The sequence below is a fragment of the Pisciglobus halotolerans genome (assembly GCF_900113675.1).
Classification (GTDB): Bacteria; Bacillota; Bacilli; order Lactobacillales; family Carnobacteriaceae; genus Pisciglobus; species Pisciglobus halotolerans.
Genome location: NZ_FOQE01000035.1, coordinates 1 through 18,489, shown reverse-complemented (window position 1 = coordinate 18,489; position 18,489 = coordinate 1). Strand labels below are relative to the sequence as shown.

Annotated in this window: 15 protein-coding genes, 1 other RNA gene and 1 pseudogene; 7 read left to right on the top strand and 10 right to left on the bottom strand. The window is 38.1% G+C overall.

Annotated features, from left to right (window positions below; all coding sequences use genetic code 11):
- Window positions 1–6: 6 nt before the first annotated feature.
- Window positions 7–1,464, bottom strand: a complete 1,458-nt coding sequence (locus BM057_RS09585; protein ID WP_092091456.1) for an IS5 family transposase — start codon at window positions 1,462–1,464, stop codon at window positions 7–9.
- Between the two features lie 240 nt (window positions 1,465–1,704).
- Between BM057_RS09585 and BM057_RS09580 the strand changes: the two genes are divergently transcribed.
- Window positions 1,705–2,217 carry a diacylglycerol/lipid kinase family protein gene (locus BM057_RS09580; protein ID WP_092093309.1) on the top strand — a complete coding sequence of 171 codons (513 nt, stop codon included), beginning with the start codon at window positions 1,705–1,707 and terminating at the stop codon, window positions 2,215–2,217.
- Entirely contained in the window at window positions 2,211–2,648 is a 438-nt protein-coding gene (locus tag BM057_RS09575; RefSeq protein ID WP_281246072.1) for a diacylglycerol/lipid kinase family protein, read from the top strand. The genes BM057_RS09580 and BM057_RS09575 overlap by 7 nt, the downstream gene beginning before the upstream one ends.
- Before the next feature lie 132 nt (window positions 2,649–2,780).
- Here the strand turns inward: BM057_RS09575 and recD2 are convergent, their stop codons facing one another.
- From recD2 to gshAB, 9 genes are all read right to left on the bottom strand, one after another.
- A complete protein-coding gene (gene recD2, locus BM057_RS09570) occupies window positions 2,781–5,207 on the bottom strand; it encodes an SF1B family DNA helicase RecD2 (RefSeq protein WP_245741922.1) in 2,427 nt (808 codons plus the stop codon).
- Between the two features lie 31 nt (window positions 5,208–5,238).
- The gene (locus BM057_RS09565; protein ID WP_092093302.1) at window positions 5,239–5,949 is read right to left on the bottom strand and encodes a tetratricopeptide repeat protein; all 711 of its coding nucleotides are present in this window, start codon (window positions 5,947–5,949) and stop codon (window positions 5,239–5,241) included.
- A gap of 187 nt (window positions 5,950–6,136) precedes the next feature.
- Complete coding sequence (locus BM057_RS09560; RefSeq protein ID WP_047390115.1) at window positions 6,137–6,961, bottom strand: carbohydrate ABC transporter permease; 825 nt, start codon at window positions 6,959–6,961, stop codon at window positions 6,137–6,139.
- Window positions 6,958–7,824 carry a carbohydrate ABC transporter permease gene (locus BM057_RS09555; RefSeq protein WP_092093299.1) on the bottom strand — a complete coding sequence of 289 codons (867 nt, stop codon included), beginning with the start codon at window positions 7,822–7,824 and terminating at the stop codon, window positions 6,958–6,960. The genes BM057_RS09560 and BM057_RS09555 overlap by 4 nt, the downstream gene beginning before the upstream one ends.
- Before the next feature lie 228 nt (window positions 7,825–8,052).
- On the bottom strand, window positions 8,053–9,327 hold the full coding sequence (locus tag BM057_RS09550; RefSeq protein WP_047390113.1) for an ABC transporter substrate-binding protein: 1,275 nt from the start codon (window positions 9,325–9,327) through the stop codon (window positions 8,053–8,055).
- A gap of 222 nt (window positions 9,328–9,549) precedes the next feature.
- Window positions 9,550–10,674: a tRNA 2-thiouridine(34) synthase MnmA gene (gene mnmA / locus BM057_RS09545; RefSeq protein ID WP_092093297.1), complete on the bottom strand. Its 1,125-nt coding sequence runs from the start codon at window positions 10,672–10,674 to the stop codon at window positions 9,550–9,552.
- Window positions 10,675–11,146: 472 nt separating this feature from the next.
- Window positions 11,147–11,488: a hypothetical protein gene (locus BM057_RS09540; protein ID WP_092093295.1), complete on the bottom strand. Its 342-nt coding sequence runs from the start codon at window positions 11,486–11,488 to the stop codon at window positions 11,147–11,149.
- Window positions 11,489–11,534: 46 nt separating this feature from the next.
- Window positions 11,535–12,686, bottom strand: coding sequence for a cysteine desulfurase family protein (locus tag BM057_RS09535; protein ID WP_092093292.1), 1,152 nt, complete (start codon window positions 12,684–12,686; stop codon window positions 11,535–11,537).
- A 137-nt stretch (window positions 12,687–12,823) separates the two neighbouring features.
- Window positions 12,824–15,097 carry a bifunctional glutamate--cysteine ligase GshA/glutathione synthetase GshB gene (gshAB, locus tag BM057_RS09530; RefSeq protein WP_092093290.1) on the bottom strand — a complete coding sequence of 758 codons (2,274 nt, stop codon included), beginning with the start codon at window positions 15,095–15,097 and terminating at the stop codon, window positions 12,824–12,826.
- Window positions 15,098–15,401: 304 nt separating this feature from the next.
- Between gshAB and BM057_RS09525 the strand changes: the two genes are divergently transcribed.
- The 5 genes and pseudogenes from BM057_RS09525 to BM057_RS09505 form a co-directional block, all read left to right on the top strand.
- Window positions 15,402–16,688, top strand: coding sequence for a replication-associated recombination protein A (locus BM057_RS09525; protein WP_047390108.1), 1,287 nt, complete (start codon window positions 15,402–15,404; stop codon window positions 16,686–16,688).
- 90 nt (window positions 16,689–16,778) lie between these two features.
- Window positions 16,779–16,967: non-coding RNA, 6S RNA (gene ssrS, locus BM057_RS09520), on the top strand.
- A 97-nt stretch (window positions 16,968–17,064) separates the two neighbouring features.
- Entirely contained in the window at window positions 17,065–17,358 is a 294-nt protein-coding gene (locus tag BM057_RS09515; RefSeq protein ID WP_047390107.1) for a hypothetical protein, read from the top strand.
- 292 nt (window positions 17,359–17,650) lie between these two features.
- Window positions 17,651–18,112 (top strand): universal stress protein, encoded by a 462-nt coding sequence (locus BM057_RS09510; protein WP_092093287.1) that lies wholly within the window; start codon window positions 17,651–17,653, stop codon window positions 18,110–18,112.
- 148 nt (window positions 18,113–18,260) lie between these two features.
- Window positions 18,261–18,489: pseudogene (locus tag BM057_RS09505) on the top strand (ISL3 family transposase); the annotation flags it as partial.

Here is an 18,489-nt window from a genome sequence, read left to right as displayed (position 1 = left end):
TAATGTCTACTGAACAATTAGGCTAATTTGTAATAAAGGAAAGTTCAAAAGAACCTTCCGGCTTTTTATCCGATTCTTTATTTGACTAAAAAAAGAGCACAAGTGATTACGATGAATATTAGCTACATTCATCGCAATGACGGATAAGGCAATTGTAGTCAAGGTGGTTTCACGGAGTTTGGTACGAATATTTTCCATACCGAAACAGCGCTTCAGTAAACTGAAGCTGCGTTCAACTGCTACACGGTCTGCATTATCGCGGTATTCGATTTTTTTATCTCTAGTTTGGTCTTTCTTCGGCCGACCAAGTGATGGTCCGGCTAGGCGAATGTCTCGTGCCTTGCAGTAAGACCTGTTTTCTCGATTCCGATAGATCTTATCAGCGAGAATCCGCTCAGGATAACAGCCGTTTCGATCGTAGAAACGGCGGACAGCTTGAACCAACACAGAAGCTTCATTGTAAGCATCAAAACTGGTCTTTTCAATCCGTGCCATCCCATTTGAATCGATACTCAGATCCAGCTTCGCTCCGAATTCAACTGTTGTTTTGGATTTCCCTCGAACAATCGGTCGCAGCCAAGGTTGAGAAAAGCTGACGATGCGGTCTTTTACGGAATGCATCTTTTTATCGAACATTTCCTTCTGCTGGTCATAGATACGACAAATGACGTCGAGTGTTTTTTGTTGTTTCTCGTTCAGTTTGATCCCTTGCTCGAGATAACCTTTAATGTAGTCGATATCTCGGCGTACGTATCCAAGTAACTTTCGTATTTTAGGGCGCAGCCATTTGACTGACTTTCTTTTGCGGCGAACAATTGACAAGTAATCTTTTCTAGCTTTCTTGCGATACATACGAGGCTTAGAGAAACCGTTGGTATCACAAATGTCGTCTACCATCTTTTCTGCATGCGTACGTGCTTCATTGAGCAGTTCTGTATCCGTAGGATACTTGATTTTTTGAGGCGCACAAGTTGCATCTAAGATCAATGTTCCGGCATTCCCCGAATCATTCGAATCCGCATCGTCATCAGTGTCGTTATCGTTATCTTGATTTTCTTTGGCTAAGGCGTAATCAATAATTTTTTCATTGATCTCGGTCAGTGTTACAGCGTCCAAGCGTTTGCGAAAATAAACCATCGTCGAAGAGTCGAATGGTTTTTCCTCTTGATAGCCGGGTAAGCCGATAAAGAATTGAAGATAAGGGTTTTCTTGGATCTGAAGGACAGTCTCTTCATCAGAATAACCGTATTCTATTTGGATCAAAAGGGCACCCATAGCCATGCGAAGCGGTTTTGCGACATTGCCTTTTTGATTGCGAAAGTTCTTGGCGTAGTCCTTTTCCAGTTCAGCCCAAGGGATCCATTCTGCTTTTTCAATCCATCTATTTTTCGGGTTCATTTTTAGTCCCATTGGTTGGTTGAAGTCTTCGAAAGCGATTTGTGAATACGGTTGTGATTTATACACGTTTCTGTCCTCATTTCAGTAAAAGTGCAAGGTTTTGTTCGACATCCTATAAAAACCCTTGCATCTATTATATCAATCATTAGTTGTAAAAGGCAGCAGAATAAGCATAGTTTATTATTCAGCAGACATTATATAAAACCCTTTTATTCTCATTTAAAGCTCGTTTTTTGAATCTTACTTTTTTTTTACATTTCCGATATAATAATAAGGCAAGAAATTTTGATAAAAAGAGGAAGATTGATGGCAAATATCCAAGCATTAATATTGATCGTTAATGAGACATCAGGAGCAGGAAAAGGCAAAAAAGTCGCCGATCATATTCAGTCTCTATTGCAACAAGAACAGTGTCGATATAGACTGTTGATCAGCCATTATCCCGGTCATGTTATTCAATTAGTGAAAGAGCTTATAGATTCTTCCTTTGATCTTCGTAAAGAACGAATAGTGATCATCGGCGGAGATGGTACTTTGCATGAGGCTTTAATTGGATTAGGAGAAGAACATGCAGACATACCTTTAGGTTATATTCCAGCAGGATCAGGTAATGACTTTGCAAGAGGGATTGGTATCGATAGAGATTCCGATAAGGCTTTAAAACAACTATTATCTGTACAGGAGCCGCAAGCCATCCAAGTGATACAGTTTGATGATCATCATACTCATCAAAGCAAATATGCTGTAAACAACTTCGGTATTGGATTTGATGCAGATGTGATCATGTATGCAAACCGGTCTTCGATCAAAAAATTTTAAATAGGTTTAAAAACGGTAGTTTGTCTTATATGATCTCTGTTGCAGCTGTTTTCTTTCAACGACGAACAGTTCCTTTAACATTAACGATTGATCATCAAAAACACTTTTTTCAGGAAGCTTTTTTGATTACAGTCAACAGCCATCCTTATTTTGGAGGAGGAATCAACATTTCACCAAAAGCTGATCCAAGAAATACTGCATTGGACTTGATCGTGCTGGAAAAACAGCCGCTTTATAAGGTTCTATGGTTGATCCTGCTGTTGTTATACAAAGGCAGACACCTTGAGCACAAAGACGTTTACTATTACAATGGGATAAATGTCCATTTACAGACTTCACAGCAATCTTTTGCTCAAGCAGACGGAGAAGAGTTGGGAAAAGATGAATTTGATGTCACCTTACATAAGGTTACCCGTTACTTCTGGTGCTAAAAAGCGATCTATTTACTTTTATTAAAAAGTAAACGGATCGCTTTTTATAGGATAGAATACTTGATTTAAACGAGACAATCATAGTCTATTCAAGTTGGAAATTTTAATGTTCCCCTCATATTTACTTTTTATTTAATTGAACTGGTAAGGGGTTATCCCTTCCATCCCAATCATGGGATCGATTTGATGTTGTTGAACTTTTTTTAATGTTAGCTTAAAGTCCGTTGTTTCTTCTAAAGAGTTTTCTTGAATAACTAGCATTTCCGTTGAAGTTTGTTCAGCTGTCTTTTTTTCATCGGTATTTTCTTTATCTTTAACAGAGGTTTCACCTATTAAGCGTTCTTTTAATGACGTCATTCGATCTGCAGAAGAAGTTAAAATGCTTTCCTGATAAGCCTGCACTTCTCCACAAAGAATCAATAATTCGCTGCTTCTTGTAATGGCTGTATATAACAGGTCTCTCCTGAGCATGCGATGATACTGACGCACCATAGGTAAAATCACCATCTTAAACTCGCTGCCCTGTGATTTATGGATCGAACAGCAATAAGCTAACGTGATTTTATTCCAATCTGTCCGTTTATACGTAACTTCGTTTGTATCGAAACGAATCGTCAACTGATCTACTTTTTCAGATGAATCTTTTGCTAGCTGGATACTAACGATTTCTCCCATATCTCCATTAAATACATTTTGTTCTGGGAAATTGACAAGCTGAAGAACTTTGTCACCAATGCGATAAACTTTATCATTGAAACGTACTTCTTTTCTTTTACCTGTATCATTAGGATTAAAAATGTTTTGCAGCATCACATTCAGCGCATTGATTCCCGCGGGACCACGATACATGGGCGCCAATACTTGAATATCTTGAGCAGTAAATCCTTTCAATTTAGCTTTTTCAACAACTTGGCGAATTACTTCTTCAATTTGATAAGCTGAGCAGTTGAAAAAAGAACGATCACGTTTCGGTTGTTGAAAATCTGTCGGCAATGTTCCGTTTTTAATGTCATGAGCTAATGATATGATGGAGGATCCGTCATCTTGACGATAAATTTCATCAAGTTCAATACTCGGGATCACTTTGCTTGCCAACAAATCATGCAAGACTTGTCCAGGACCTACAGAAGGCAGCTGATCTTTGTCTCCTACCATTAATACTTGCATATTTCCTGGAACAGCTCTTAACAGCTGATTAGCCAACCACGTATCGACCATCGACATTTCATCAATGATCAACAAACCTCCTTCCAACTCTTTTTCACCGATCTCATCTTCCGGTTTTTCCTGACCATTCAATCCCAAAAGACGATGGATGGTACTGCTGGGCAAACCAGTAGCTTCATTCATTTTTTTCGCTGCCCTTCCAGTTGGAGCGGCTAAAAGAATAGGAAAAGCTTCTTCTTTGTACTCATTGACATCTAGAGACAATCCGTTCAATTCTGCATAGAGCGTCACGATTCCGTTTAATACGGTTGTTTTTCCTGTACCGGGTCCTCCGGTTAAAATAAATAAAGGAGAACAAACAGCTTTTTCAATCGCTTCTCTTTGAGTCTGACCATACTTTATACCCAACTGGTTTTCAAGCAAATCCAATTCAGCAGGAATGTCTTGCGAATAATGGATATCAGCTTGCTTTTCTTGCAAGCGTTTGATCGAACCAGCGATTCCCCATTCAGCGGCATATAAAGATTTCATATACAATTTCTCTTGATCTTCAATGAGACGATTTTCTTCGATCATTTGCAGTAATATATTTGCTAAATCATCCGGTTCAATAATATAGGGACGACTGCTTTCTAAAACTTGCAGCGCTTTTTTCATTAAGGGTTCTGCTGTTGTATACGTGTCGCCTTGTGAAAGGCTGATTTCACTTAAAGCATAGAACAAGGCAGCTTTTAAACGTGCAGGCGCATCAGGACTAAAACCAAGTTCTTCCGCAATACTATCCGCTTTTTTAAAACCAATATGTTCAATATCTTCTACAAGTCGATATGGGTCTTCTTGGATAGTAGACAAAGTATCTTCTTTGTAAGTTTGAAATATCGTATAAGCCAATTGACTCCCAAAACCATATTGGTTTAAACCGATAATGATTTTTTCCATCCCATCACTTTGCTGGATCACTTCTGCGATCATTGCTCTTTTTTTCTGATTGAGTTTAGGTACCTGTACCAACACATCTGGGTTTTCACTGATTTTGTCTAAAGCTTCTTCGCCCAATGTATCAATGATTTGTTCAGCTGTTTTTTCGCCGATACCCGGAAATTTGTCACTTGAAAGATAGGCAATCAATCCTGCAGCAGAAGTAGGCTTCTCTTGATGATAACGTTCAGCCGTGAATTGTGTGCCATATTTGGGGTGATCTACGACTTTACCAAAAAAACGATACATTTCATCTTCTTGGATCTGCCCAAAGCTCCCCGTTACAACAATTTCTTTTTCCTGATAAGAAAGATTTGTCTCTTCAATCTGAATCAAAAGGACTTTATAAAAATTAGAAGGATTTTGATAAAAAACAGCTTTTACATACCCGCTTATAAAAGGTTCTTCCTCCATCTCAAACAAGTTTTCTTGTAAAGCCAACCTTCTACTCATCCTTTCCGTTATACTGATCATCTTCTTGTTCTAAGACTCGAATTGTTTTTTCAATTTGTTTAAATTGCTTAATCTGTTCTTCAAATCTGACTGGGTTAATGGTCTTTGCTTTGTTGAAGTAAGGTTCTGCTTCTTTTAAGCTGTTCTCTGATGCAAAACGACAGACCCCTCTTTTAAACCAAGCTTCATCATTGTCTTTTGATAAATGAGTCGTTCGCTCAAAGTAACGCTCCGCTTCTGTAAAGAAACCCGTTTGCATCAGGGCATTGCCGATCATCATTAAAATGGTTGGATCTTGTCCAGCTGTGCTTTCCGCTTGCAGCAGATACACCAACGCTTTTTGAGGATCATCCATGGCCAAGTAAGTTTGCCCCATCATTCTATTGGTCTCTTCTTTTAAAAGAGAATGTTTTAGCTGATTCACTTTTTTAAAATACTGGATAGCAAGAGGATAATCTTCTTTTTGATAATATAAGTTTCCAAATGCATATAACATCATTTCATCTTGAGGGAATTTTTTTTCCGCTTCTACCAAAACAACTTCCGCATCTTCAAACTTACGGCTTAAAATCAAAATCGTCGCTAAATTATAGTAACTGTTTCGATTATCGGATGTTTCATCAATCTCTTGAAACAGCAACGCAATAGCTTCATTCACTTTACCCGTTTCCCATAGTTGAAAAGCACGATGATTTCGATCCATTTTTTTCACCTCTTTTATTTGTCCTTACTTATTTTACAACAAAAATGAGCTAAGAACCACAAACTCCTTTCTACGCCAAAAGTTCTTATATTTTTTTAATTAAAAAAAGCAGACGGATGGGACTCTTCCCTCCATCTGCCTGCTGAGTGGGTGTTCAACTTTTTCTGTTACAAGGAGCAACAGAAAATCATTTTACTGCACCTTCCGTAATTCCTTCTACAATATACTTTTGTAAAAAGATATATAAAATAATGATGGGGATGATCGCCAGAATCAACCCAGCCAGCGCTAGCTCCCACTGTGTGGTGTACTGACCAAAAAAGTAGTACATTTGTAAGGGTAACGTATACATGCCATCTTTATTGACCACAAGAGATGGCAACAAGTAGTCATTCCAAATTTTGATCGCATTTAAAATGATCACTGTTACTGTCGTTGATCTTAGCATCGGGAAAATGACACGGAAGAAAATCTGGAAGCGATTGGCTCCTTCGATAATGGCTGCCTCATCCAGAGCTATAGGAATGGCTCTCAAAGCGCCATAATAAAGAAAAATCGACATGCTAGAAGAAAAACCGATGTTCATAATGATCAAACCCGTTCGATTGAGCAAACTCACCTTTCCAAATAAACCTACTAACGGGATCATGACTGATTGAAACGGAATCAACATTGTTGCTCCGCAGATAAAGTAGATAAAAGAACTCATCTTTCTTTTGTATCTTGATAACGCATAGGCAGCCATAGATGTAAAGAAAACGATCAAGATAATACTGACCACAGTGATCAACAAAGAATTGGTAAAACTTTGAACATAATCTAATTCTGCAAATGCCCGCGGATAGTTTTCACTTGTTGGATCCAACGGAAAAGAGAGTGTATTTGTAAAAATTTCTGAGCGCGTTTTAAATGAATTGACAAAGATAAGGATAAAAGGATATAGCCATGTTATAGACAACAATGTCCCTAAAAAGATCACGATATAAGTATGCCATTTGTTTGCTTTTCTCATAAGTCCACCTCTCGCTTTCTACTGAAGTACATCTGCGTCAAGGAAACTGCTGCGATCAGCAATAAATAAATAATTCCTTTTGCTTGTGCGTACCCCTGATGATACTGTTTGAAAGCTGTATTATAAATATTCATGGCTACCATTTCTGTTGAACCAAACGGCCCCCCATTTGTCAGCGCCAAGTTGAGGTCATATACTTTGAAAGCATTCGCTAATGTTAAAAATAAGCTGATCGTAAATGCAGGAGCAAGTAACCGGAATTTAACTTTCCAAAATGTTTGCCAACTGTTTGCGCCATCTATGCGTGCTGCTTCGATCAATTCATAGGGAATATTATTCAAAAATGAAATATAAATGATCATAATGTACCCGCTCATTTGCCATAAAAAGACAATGACCAAGGCCCAAAATCCTGTTGTTTCACTAGCTAACCAACCTTCAAAAAATGATAAACCTGTCAGCTTTGCCAGCCCTTCAAATACTTGGATAAAAATAAACTGCCAAATAAATCCTAGAATAATGCCCCCTATTAAGTTAGGAACGAAAAAAGAAGTTCTAAAGAATGTGCTCAGTTTATTTCTTCGTCGCGTGACCAACAGTCCCAATCCTAATCCGATTACATTGACTCCTATAACAGATACCAATGCAAAACGAACTGTAAACCAAATACTGCTGAGGAAACTTTTATCTTTAGCTAATTTAATATAATTTTCAATCCCGATAAACGTCATATTAAAACCGTCAGAGTCAGTAAAAGAAGTATAAATGCCATAAAAAAAAGGCAAAAAGATGACAGCTGTTAAAGCAATCAAACAAGGAAGTAAAAACAACCAATAATATTTACGATCTTGTGATTTTTTCAATAGTAAGCAACTCCTTTTCCTGATATCAATTTGTTTAAGAATAGGAGCCAGAGATTTTTTTGAAGGCTAGATCAAGCCAACTACTCCATGGTATTTTCCAATACAGCAGAAAGTCTCAGCCTATCCATCATCGGTATAGCTGAGACTTTCTGCTGTCTATTCTTTTTTGTCTGGCTCACAAATTTGTTTTAGACGTCTCGCTATGCATGTTTTCTTTAGTTGTTTTGCTTAACGCATTTCGCTAAAAGCTTTAGATGTGTTGGCTTCAAAATCTTCCCAAGAAATATCTCCATTTAGATACTTTTGAAATTCAGGAAACAGAGAAGATTGGAAATAACCATCTGGATATTGTTTATGCGTCATCGCAGCTGTTTTTCCATCCAATAGCGCTTGGTAAATTTCCTGAGAAACTGGATCAGAAATACGGTCTACTTCATATCCTTCTTGAGGAGGAATGTAATTAAATTCATTTAGTAACGCATCTTGACCTTCATCTGACAAATACATCCAATTCAGAAAGTCTGTAGCAGCTTCCACGACTTTTTGGTCTAGATTTTTATTGATACCGATATACCAAGGTGCGCCCACAACAACTTTACCTTCTGTGTCATTCTCCCCAAAAACTGGTAAAATGCCTAATTTATTTTCGACGAAGTCTGGATCTAACCCATTAAGCGTTGGAATAATCCAATTTCCTTGGTGAACGATTGCAACTTTGTCATTAACAAATAACTTTTCTACCGACTGACTATAATCAACTGACAAAATAGGTTGAACATTGTACTGATTGATCAGATCAGTGTATTTCTTCATTTGATCCCCATATTCCCATTTCAACTCTTTAGCATCATAAGCTTCCAAGATACTATCATCAAATTCAGGCGAAGTGAAATTTGCTGAAAACTGATTAGTAATGTAATCTTCGCCGCCACTATAGCCAAAAACTGCATCCATTCCTAGATCATCTTTTTGCTGATCTAATTGTTCAACTGCAGAAACAAAATCATCATATGTTTTGATGTTATCAGGATCAACGCCCGCTTTTTCGAAAAGTTCTTTATTGTACATCCATCCAAAACCTTCCAAATTCATCGGAACTCCCAATGGAACATCATCAATGGTTCCACCTTCTAGTAAGTTTCCAGCTACAGTATCCACAACTTCCATATCAGACACATCCATCAACGTCTTCTTATATCTTTCGACTTCCGGCAAGCCTCCCAGCATCATCAAAGCCGGTTCATCTCCTGAAGTAAACTTCGCTTGTAAGGCAGCTGAGCCCTCTCCGCTCCCAACAGTAGTGATATTCACGCGAACATTTTCATGCTCTTTACTGTAAGTATTGGCCAAATCTTTAAGCTGGTCAGTGATTTCCGGCTTTTGGCTAAAAAATTCTACTACTGTTTCTTTCTGGCTGCCGCCACTACTATTAGAACCGCACGATCCTAAGAGTAAACTCGTCAACAATAGTCCAGACACGAGAAAATATTTTTTCTTTATCATTTCTTTTTCCCCCTTTTCGCAACTTAGGTTAAAGATTTATATAAAGTAAAGATGTTAACATAATGATAACATGTTTGTTAACGTTAACAAAAACATCTGCATTATTTTATTTTTTCATGGAAAGATCTATCAAAAAGATGTTCAAAAGGAAGCTTGATAGTATAGCAACTTTCCTAAATACAAAAAAAACTCTATGGCATCATTAGCCATAGAGTTTCACGGTTAAACATAATGTAATTCTTTTACTTCGCTAAATGCGGCATCAATAGTCCCGCCGCCTAAGCATTCTTCTCCTTTATAAAAAACAACTGCTTGTCCTGGAGTGATTGCTCTTACTGGTTCATCGAATGCCACTGTTGCTGATGTTCCATCAGCATTCATTTTCACTGTAACCCCCGTATCGGCTTGGCGATAACGGAATTTTGCCGTACATTTGAATTCAGCTGGTTTTTCTTCGTTTGTTGTAAAGTGAATATCTGAAGCTTCTAGATGAGTGGCATAAAGCCATTCGTGATGGTAACCTTGGCCGACATATAAAGTGTTGGTTTCTAGATCTTTTCCGACTACAAACCAAGGTTCGCCACTTTTTCCGCCGCCGCCAATACCTAATCCTTGACGTTGCCCAATGGTATAATACATCAACCCATCATGCTTACCTTTTATTTCACCATCTAAAGTAACCATATCGCCTGGTTGTGCTGGTAAATAAGCCATTAAGAATTTTTTGAAATCTCGTTCACCAATAAAGCACACACCGGTAGAATCTTTCTTTTTAGCTGTTGCTAATCCAGCTCTTTCAGCTATTGCACGAACTTCTTTTTTCTCCATTCCGCCTAGAGGAAACATCACTTTAGCTAATTGTTCTTGTGATAATTGATTCAAAAAGTACGTTTGGTCTTTGTTATTATCGATGCCTCTTAACATATGTGTGACACCATTTTCGTCACGTTCAACTTGGGCGTAATGTCCAGTTGCTACATAGTCTGCGCCAAGATCCATTGCATAATCTAAAAATGCTTTAAATTTGATTTCTTTATTACACATGACATCTGGATTGGGTGTTCTGCCTTTTTTATACTCTTCTAAGAAATAAGTAAAGACTTTATCCCAATATTGTTTTTCAAAATTGATTGAATAATAAGGAATACCGATTTGGTTCGCAACAAGAGCAACATCATTATAATCTTGTGTTGCCGTACAAACACCATTTTCATCTGTATCATCCCAATTTTTCATAAAAATACCTATCACATCGTACCCTTGTTCTTTCAATAAAAGGGCTGTGACAGAGGAATCCACGCCGCCGCTCATACCAACGACAACACGGATATGACTGTTATCCGTCATTTGATCACCATCATTTCTAATAGATTCTGAAAATCTTTACGAGTTGAAGGTCGTATTTTTTCAGTCTTATTCATTATACTAACTTTTCGTAAGATTTCAAGCTTGACTGGATCAATTAGTCGTCATTTTTTTTATTTGAGCTGGTATTTTTTAAGGTTCTACAATATTTAACGTTGGTCTGTAAAATATCATTTTTTTAATGCTAAACACGTTAGAATCCTATTTCTAGAAATTTCAGGAGGCGCATAGGGCTACTGATAGCCATAAAAAAAAGATGCAATGTGAATCACTTAGTGTTAAGCTTTAGCCGTTACACTCAGTTTGAAGCTTGTAAGTATTGAGACACGTTTTTCGGCTCAATGTATTCTCATGGCTTTCCATCAGTAGCCCCTCGACCGGAGGAAATTTCTTTACTAACGTTAAAAGAGGAAGAACCATATTTTTTTAGTTCATGGTTATCTCAAAAAAACATTTAATCATTGGCTTTTTCTACTATATTACTTTCCACAAAATCGGACAGCAGGTATTCTGCTTTTTCACGAGCTTCAGCTGTTTTGTCATTTTTATATAAATTGACAGAACGTAGCCCGTTAGCAGTAACAGCTGACATTTTCAAAGATTTTAAATCACTAGAGATCGTTATTTTCAACTTCGGACTTGTTGGCTTTCCAATTTCTAAGTCACGAGAAAATTGAAAATTCCCATTTTTAGTTTCTTCAAAACCATTGTCTCGCAAAGCATATTTTTTTGCAGATGGATTCATACGGTACCAATCGTTTGCTCCATCTAGGTGATCTTTTTGCAACAATGCCATCTTCTTCCCTCACTAACTTCATTTTTATATTTTCTTTGTAGAATGATCAAGTCTTTTTCAATCGACGAACGGCTTTTCCCAATTCTTCTACTAAAATTTCAATCTGTTCCATCGTTGTTCCCAAGCCAAAACTGATTCGAATCGTCTCAGCTATCCGGGGACTGTCGCTTCCAAACATCGCAATCAAGACGTGACTTGGATCGATATTTCCAGCTGTACAAGCTGAACCCGCTGACAGAGCAATCCCTACAAGGTCTAAACTGACAATCAATTGCTCAGCTGATACCCCTTTGGTCCACAAACTGATAATGTGTTCCAAATGCTGGTCAGGTGAACCATTCAGTTCAAAATCCACTCCTGCTTTTTCGAGCTGTTCCAGCAAAAAAACACGCATTTTTTCGAAGGATGATAATCTGGCACTCCGATCAGCTTCCATGATTTCGACAGCTTTCTTGAATCCAGCAATAGCAGGAATATTTTCAGTTCCAGCTCTTCTTTTCATTTCTTGTTCGCCACCACGAATCAAACTAGGCAAATGAATATCTTCGTTGATATATAAAAATCCGATGCCTTTAGGGCCATTGATTTTGTGTGCAGAAACGGAAAGCAGATCAATATGGTCGCGTTTGACATCGATATCTTCTGAACCATACGCTTGGACAGCATCTGTATGAAAGTAAGCTGCAGAATCACTTTCTTTGATGATTTTTCCAATAGTACCAATATCCATCAAAGTCCCCACTTCATTATTGGCATACATGATCGATACTAAGATGGTATCTTTTCTCAGCGCTGCTTTTACATCAGCAGGATCTACTTTTCCGGTTTCATCCACTGGCAAATAGGTGACTTCAAAGCCTAATTCTTCCAAGTATTCCATCGGTTTTAACACGGCGTGATGTTCAACGGCAGTGGTAATCAAGTGTTTGCCGATTTCTTTTCTAGATAGAGCTGTTTCAATGATTGCGGTATTATCACTTTCTGATCCTCCGCTTGTAATCGTGATTTCGCTTGTTTTGGCATTGATACTTTTAGCAAAAACGATTCTTGACTGATCGAGGATCCTTCTACTGTCGCGGCCGAAACCATGGATACTTGAAGCATTCCCAAAATGTTTTTTCATCATGTCATAGGTTAGTTCTGCCACTTCCGGATGAACTGGACTCGTAGCGGCATGATCAAGATATATCCGTTCCACTCTAACCCCTCTTTCCCTTATTCATTACGCCGATTGTACCATTATTTTTTTCCTCCAACAATAGCTTTTCCCTTTAAGAGCAGTCGTACTTGGTACTCGGTCACACACGAAAGGCTGTCCAAGGAAACGTTTCTGGTTTAAATATCCAACTCTGGAAACAACATGCTCAAAACATTCAAGGTCAGCCTGCGTCCTTTTCCCTTCGTTACATAAGCATGCATGTGCATAGCCGGATTAAAGTTTGCTTCTATTACTGTATACCCTGGTTGTTCTTTTGTACTTGGCTTTCTTAAATCTGGGATGATCAAATCTACCCCAGAAACTTCCGCACCAACTGCTTCAGCAATCCCTACTGCGATTTTCTTATAACTTTCATCCATCTCATCTGTCTGATCAATGGAGTCTCCGCCTGTACTAATATTCGAATTTTCTCTTAAATAAACGATTTCGTCTTTTCCCGGTATGCTGGCAGTGGTATAGCCTTGCTCTTTCAACATCAACTGTTCAATTTCTCCAAGCTGAATCTTTTCTAAAGGAGCACGATGATCTAACCCCCGTAAAGGATCAGCATTTTTATCATGGACCAAAGTTTCGATCGTATCTTTTCCGTTTCCTTTGACGTTTGCTGGTATACGCAGCAAAACAGCCGGAACTTCTTTGTTGATCACAAACAAACGATATTCTGTTCCTTCTATAAACTCTTCCACTAAAACTGCATTGTCCTCTTTAAACGCAAAGTCAATCGCTGCTTCATAATCCTCCAAAGCGGGACCTTGTTTAAAAATAGAAATACCTATTCCGTAGTTCGTTGATTTTGGTTTTACAACGATTGCTTTATGTTGATACTGCCAATAAGCTTCTTTTGCAGTTCTAGCCGATATATATTCTTCCCCGCTTGGAACATGATAGCCTTTCTCCGCTAAGATCTTCTTCGTAACGGTTTTGTTTTCCATGATTAATGGCGCCACATAGGTATCCTTTGAAGTCATATTAGCATTTTTTACAATTTCTTCTTTTCCGTTGTACGTTAATTTCAAGAATTGCTCTTGCTCGTCTAAAATCTCTACTGCTACCCCTTTTTGCAGCGCATCAAACAACAACAGTTGTGTTGACATTTCCATATTGGTAAACCCACGTAAAGCATATGGCTTCTCAGTGGCCCGCTTTTTATATTGCTGCGCCAACTGCAAGCCGAATGAAGCATATCCCCCATTGTTTTGAATGTCTTTTATGATACGAGCTGCCATTGTTTTTTCAGGATGATAAAAGGTTTCTTCAGCAGAAGCGATGAGCTGAAGATCTTGTTGGTTGTGGCTTGTTTGAAGAATCATTTCTTTCATTCCATCCAAGAGAGACAACCCTTCTTCTAAATATTGAGACGTTGCTTCTGGTTTTTCCAAAGCTGTTGCATTATTCATTTTTTTCCCTAAAGCTCTTTCTTCCGCTTCTGCGATCTCATCTATCCAAATCAAATAGAGACAGAATAAATGAATAAAACGAATGGTTTTTTCGTTCAGTCCAAATTCATCATAAGGATTTAAATCTAAATTTCTCAACTCAATGTAAGAAATGCCTTCTTCTAATAATTCTTGATTGGTTGTTGTTCCTCTGAAACGAATAGGAGAATAAAATTCTCTTTCTTCAGACAAATAGCCTTTTTCAACCATCGCAGCAATGTCTTCAACATATTGTTCCAATGAATCGAAAGAAACAGCTACCTCTTCTGAGTTGACGTAGCCATAATGACTGTTACGGATACTTCTGACGGGGTGTTTTAAAGCAGGCTGTTCTTCATCAAAGAATTGCTGATCAGCAATGGGCGAAGCCCCGAATAAGTAACTCAATAGCCAATAATAACGTAAAAAGTTACGCGACATTTTAACATAAAGCTGATTTCTAAATGCTGTTAAACTCTCTTTTGTATTTGCTTTTTCATATAAAGCTTGGATCAAAGCAGGATTAAGTTCTAAGTTGATATGGATCCCACTGATCAGCTGTTTCTTTTTACCATATGTTTCTGCTAAATATTCGCGATAAAGAACATCTTCCTTTTTTTCTAATTTTGCAATCGGAATGTCTTTTTCATCGGGAACGTGAGCTGGTATACTGAAAGGCCATAAGTATTCTTCTTTTTTCATTGATCGAATAGTCACATCATGTAAAGCAGCCAGCCATTTTTCAACTTCATCAACAGAAGCGACAGGTGGTGTGATCAATTCTACTTGAGATTCACTGAAATCTGTTTGGATATAAGGATGAAAGATTCTTTTTCCTAATGGCTCAGGATGCTCAGTTAACGCTAATGAGCCATCTTCCAATACTCTTAGACTTTCCTTCTCTACTCCAATGATAGCCTGATCCCAAGCGGCTCCCAATTGTTCTTTTGTTACGATTTCTTTAATTGTTTCCATATTTTGCTATTCTCCTTTAGTCAGCTGAAAGCATACTAGTTTTCACTGACCAAGCTTTTCTACTATTCGGTATAATTTCAAATGTTCTCTAAAAAAGCCGAGTCGGTTTTATTCTTTCCTACATCAGTTTAGGTGTATTTTCATCAAACATCAAGCAGAAGAAACCATTAAATAGAAAAAACTGATGATTGAATCGTCAGGTGTTAGATAGTAACCTTTTCAGCAACATGTTATACTAAAGATATTTCTATGGCTTATGCCAAGGGTTATGCTCTAGAAACAACAGACGCAAGGAGGTACTCATATGTCTAAACCGTTAGCTTTTCGAATGCGGCCAATGACAATTGATGAAATCGTTGGACAGCAGCATTTGGTAGGACCGGGTAAAATCATTAGACGGATGGTAGAAGCCAAAATGTTATCGTCTATGATTTTATACGGTCCTCCTGGAATAGGAAAGACGAGTATTGCCAGTGCTATTGCTGGTTCTACCCAATATGCATTTCGGATGCTGAACGCAGCAACAGACAGTAAAAAGGATCTGCAAATTGTTGTAGAAGAAGCTAAAATGAGCGGAACGGTCATTTTGCTCCTCGATGAAGTCCATCGTCTAGATAAACCAAAACAAGATTTTCTGCTTCCTCATCTTGAAAGCGGACGAGTCGTGATGATCGGAGCGACAACTGAAAATCCTTATATCACTATCAATCCTGCCGTTAGAAGCCGTACACAAATCTTTGAATTAAAACCTTTGAGTGTTGAAGATATCCAGCTAGCGCTCACTCGGGCTCTGAATGATAAAGAGAGAGGTCTTGGAAACTATTCTGTATCTTTGAGCGATACTGCTCTTTTGCATCTCTCCCGTGCAACCAATGGTGATTTAAGAAGTGCTTTAAATGGGCTGGAGCTAGCTGTAAAATCTACTAAACCTAATGAAGATGGGCAGATTCCTATCACTTTAGACGTCATAGAAGAATGTGTGCAGCGAAAAGCTTTGACTCATGATAAAAATGGTGACGCGCACTATGACGTTATCTCAGCTCTTCAAAAATCTATTCGCGGCAGCGATGTGAATGCTGCTCTTCATTATTTAGGCAGACTGATCGAAGCAGGTGATTTGCCGATCATTTCTCGTAGATTAATGGTAATTGCTTATGAAGACATCGGTTTAGCCAATCCAGGAGCAGCTTCGAGGACTGTTACCGCTGTGCAGGCAGCAGAACGCTTAGGATTCCCTGAAGCTCGAATACCTTTAGCAAATGCTGTCGTCGACTTATGCCTTTCACCGAAATCTAACTCTTCTTATGCTGCAGTAGATGCCGCTCTGACAGATATCCGTTCTGGGATAAGCGGAGACGTTCCTGATCATTTGAAAGATGCACACTACAGTGATGCAAAAAAGCTTGGACGCGGAATAACTTATCAATATCCGCATGATTATCCAGACGCCTGGGTTGCTCAGCAATATTTACCTAATGCCCTTTTGAATGCCCACTACTATGAGCCAAAACATACTGGAAAATATGAGGACACTCTTGCAAAACAATATGATAAACTTGAGCATTTAAAACGACAAAGAAAGAACAATTAACCGCTTCCTTTGTGATGTTAGCGACATCTTATTATAAATAGGAGTCTTCATTTATTGACAGTATCAAAGACCTGTGCTAATATAAAGATAAGATTTCTGAGGTATTCGCCATGTCCATTACAGTGTTGACCGAACAATTAAGTATACCTTGGGATCCAAACTCATCAAACGGATAACAAGCCTTTTCACTTGGACGTTAGAAGTTTGAGAGTGGAGCCCACCTGCTAGAAAGCGGGTTCAATACTTTAGGACGTTTAAAACGGTACCATCGGATTTCTTAAAAGTTGTCTAACTTTTGGGGCCTGGGATTTTTCCCAGGTCTCTTTTCTTTTTAAAAAGCTTTATAAGTCACTCTTTTACTTTAGGAGATGTTGCCATGTTATTAAGTAGTTTATTTCTTATTTTTTCATTATTACTAGGTTTTGCTTCTTATTTCTTTCTAAGAGGAAAAGCTGCTGTTTTCTTTCCTAGACAATCTCAAGAAAAGGTTGAAAAGGCCCAACGGATATCAACTTTTTACGGCATCTCTTTTCTGTTCTGTGCAATTTGTGCTATTCTTTTAATGTTTTATCATCCGGTAAAACTTGCCCTTCTTTTTTTAGGGATTGTCGTTACTTTAATCCTTGTATTAGTTGTGCAGCTAAATTTTATGCTCAGTGGAAAAAAATAATATTTTTTCATTGCTTTAACGATTACTTATTGAGGTTGTGTTCTCCACAGTCTATCAGCTGTTTTTTGGTTCGCGCATCATTTGCTTGCTCTATCAGTGATGAGCCTTTTCCTACCTTACCTCTTTCCTTTGCAAGGCTTTAATTGGGAAATTTTATCTGCTTGGTGTACAATAAATGTAGAACATACCTGCTGAATAATAAAACCTGCTGGCGTCTCGTTTTTTCTTTATTCAGCAGATGTTAAACAAGGTAGGTTAAGTAAAAAGTTAAACAAAGAATGGAGTGGTTCTGATGTTACAACAGTACAAACGTATCTTAGTTGCAGTGGATGGTTCAAAAGAAGCTGAATTGGCTTTCAAAAAAGGTGTGCAGATCGCGAAGCGAAACCAAGCAACATTAGTAGTTGCACACGTTATTGATACCAAAGCTTTCCAAAGCATTTCAACTTTTGATGGTTCTATGGCTGATAGAGCTACAGAACAAGCAAAAGCAACTTTAGAAGAATATACCCACTATGCAAAGAAAAATGAAGTGACGGATATTCAACATACGGTAGAATATGGTTCGCCAAAAGTTATGATTTCCAAGCAAATCCCTGAAGAACATAATATTGATCTCATTTTGTTAGGAGCTACTGGCTTGAGCGCTGTCGAACGTATTTTTATCGGTTCTGTTTCTGAATATGTTACACGGCATGCTCGCTGTGATGTATTGATCGTTCGTACTGATCTTGACAATCAAACCATTTCTTAAGAAATAAGTGTATCATGTTTTTATGGCTCTATAATATATAGTGTTGGTGGACCAATCGGTTCACTGGCACTATTTTTTGTTTTTAAATGAAAAAAGACCAGTGAACTCCTATAATTAAGTTACCACACAAAAGAATAGGAGAATTCACATGGCCTACACTCATTCTATAAAAAAATTGCTCAATATTAAAGACCCAAATGTTCAATTAGCTGAAGTTCCCGTTACAAAGGAAAAGAAAAAGGATCAAGAATATCTGGTAGTACACGGAAAATTGACCTATCGACCTTCCTGCTGTAAACTTTGCGGCGTCAAAAACAACTCCTATCAGGATCTTATCAAACATGGCACAAAATGTTCTACACTCACACTGACTCATG

What these genes read in the sequence shown, in the direction of transcription:
- BM057_RS09515 (WP_047390107.1), top strand. Translation starts at nt 17,065, where the DNA reads ATGTTATTAAGTAGTTTATTTCTTATTTTTTCATTATTACTAGGTTTT.
- gshAB (WP_092093290.1), bottom strand. Translation starts at nt 15,097, where the DNA reads ATGGAAACAATTAAAGAAATCGTAACAAAAGAACAATTGGGAGCCGCT.
- BM057_RS09510 (WP_092093287.1), top strand. Translation starts at nt 17,651, where the DNA reads ATGTTACAACAGTACAAACGTATCTTAGTTGCAGTGGATGGTTCAAAA.
- BM057_RS09550 (WP_047390113.1), bottom strand. Translation starts at nt 9,327, where the DNA reads ATGATAAAGAAAAAATATTTTCTCGTGTCTGGACTATTGTTGACGAGT.
- BM057_RS09525 (WP_047390108.1), top strand. Translation starts at nt 15,402, where the DNA reads ATGTCTAAACCGTTAGCTTTTCGAATGCGGCCAATGACAATTGATGAA.
- recD2 (WP_245741922.1), bottom strand. Translation starts at nt 5,207, where the DNA reads ATGGAGGAAGAACCTTTTATAAGCGGGTATGTAAAAGCTGTTTTTTAT.
- mnmA (WP_092093297.1), bottom strand. Translation starts at nt 10,674, where the DNA reads ATGACGGATAACAGTCATATCCGTGTTGTCGTTGGTATGAGCGGCGGC.
- BM057_RS09560 (WP_047390115.1), bottom strand. Translation starts at nt 6,961, where the DNA reads ATGAGAAAAGCAAACAAATGGCATACTTATATCGTGATCTTTTTAGGG.
- BM057_RS09540 (WP_092093295.1), bottom strand. Translation starts at nt 11,488, where the DNA reads ATGGCATTGTTGCAAAAAGATCACCTAGATGGAGCAAACGATTGGTAC.
- BM057_RS09580 (WP_092093309.1), top strand. Translation starts at nt 1,705, where the DNA reads ATGGCAAATATCCAAGCATTAATATTGATCGTTAATGAGACATCAGGA.
- BM057_RS09565 (WP_092093302.1), bottom strand. Translation starts at nt 5,949, where the DNA reads ATGGATCGAAATCATCGTGCTTTTCAACTATGGGAAACGGGTAAAGTG.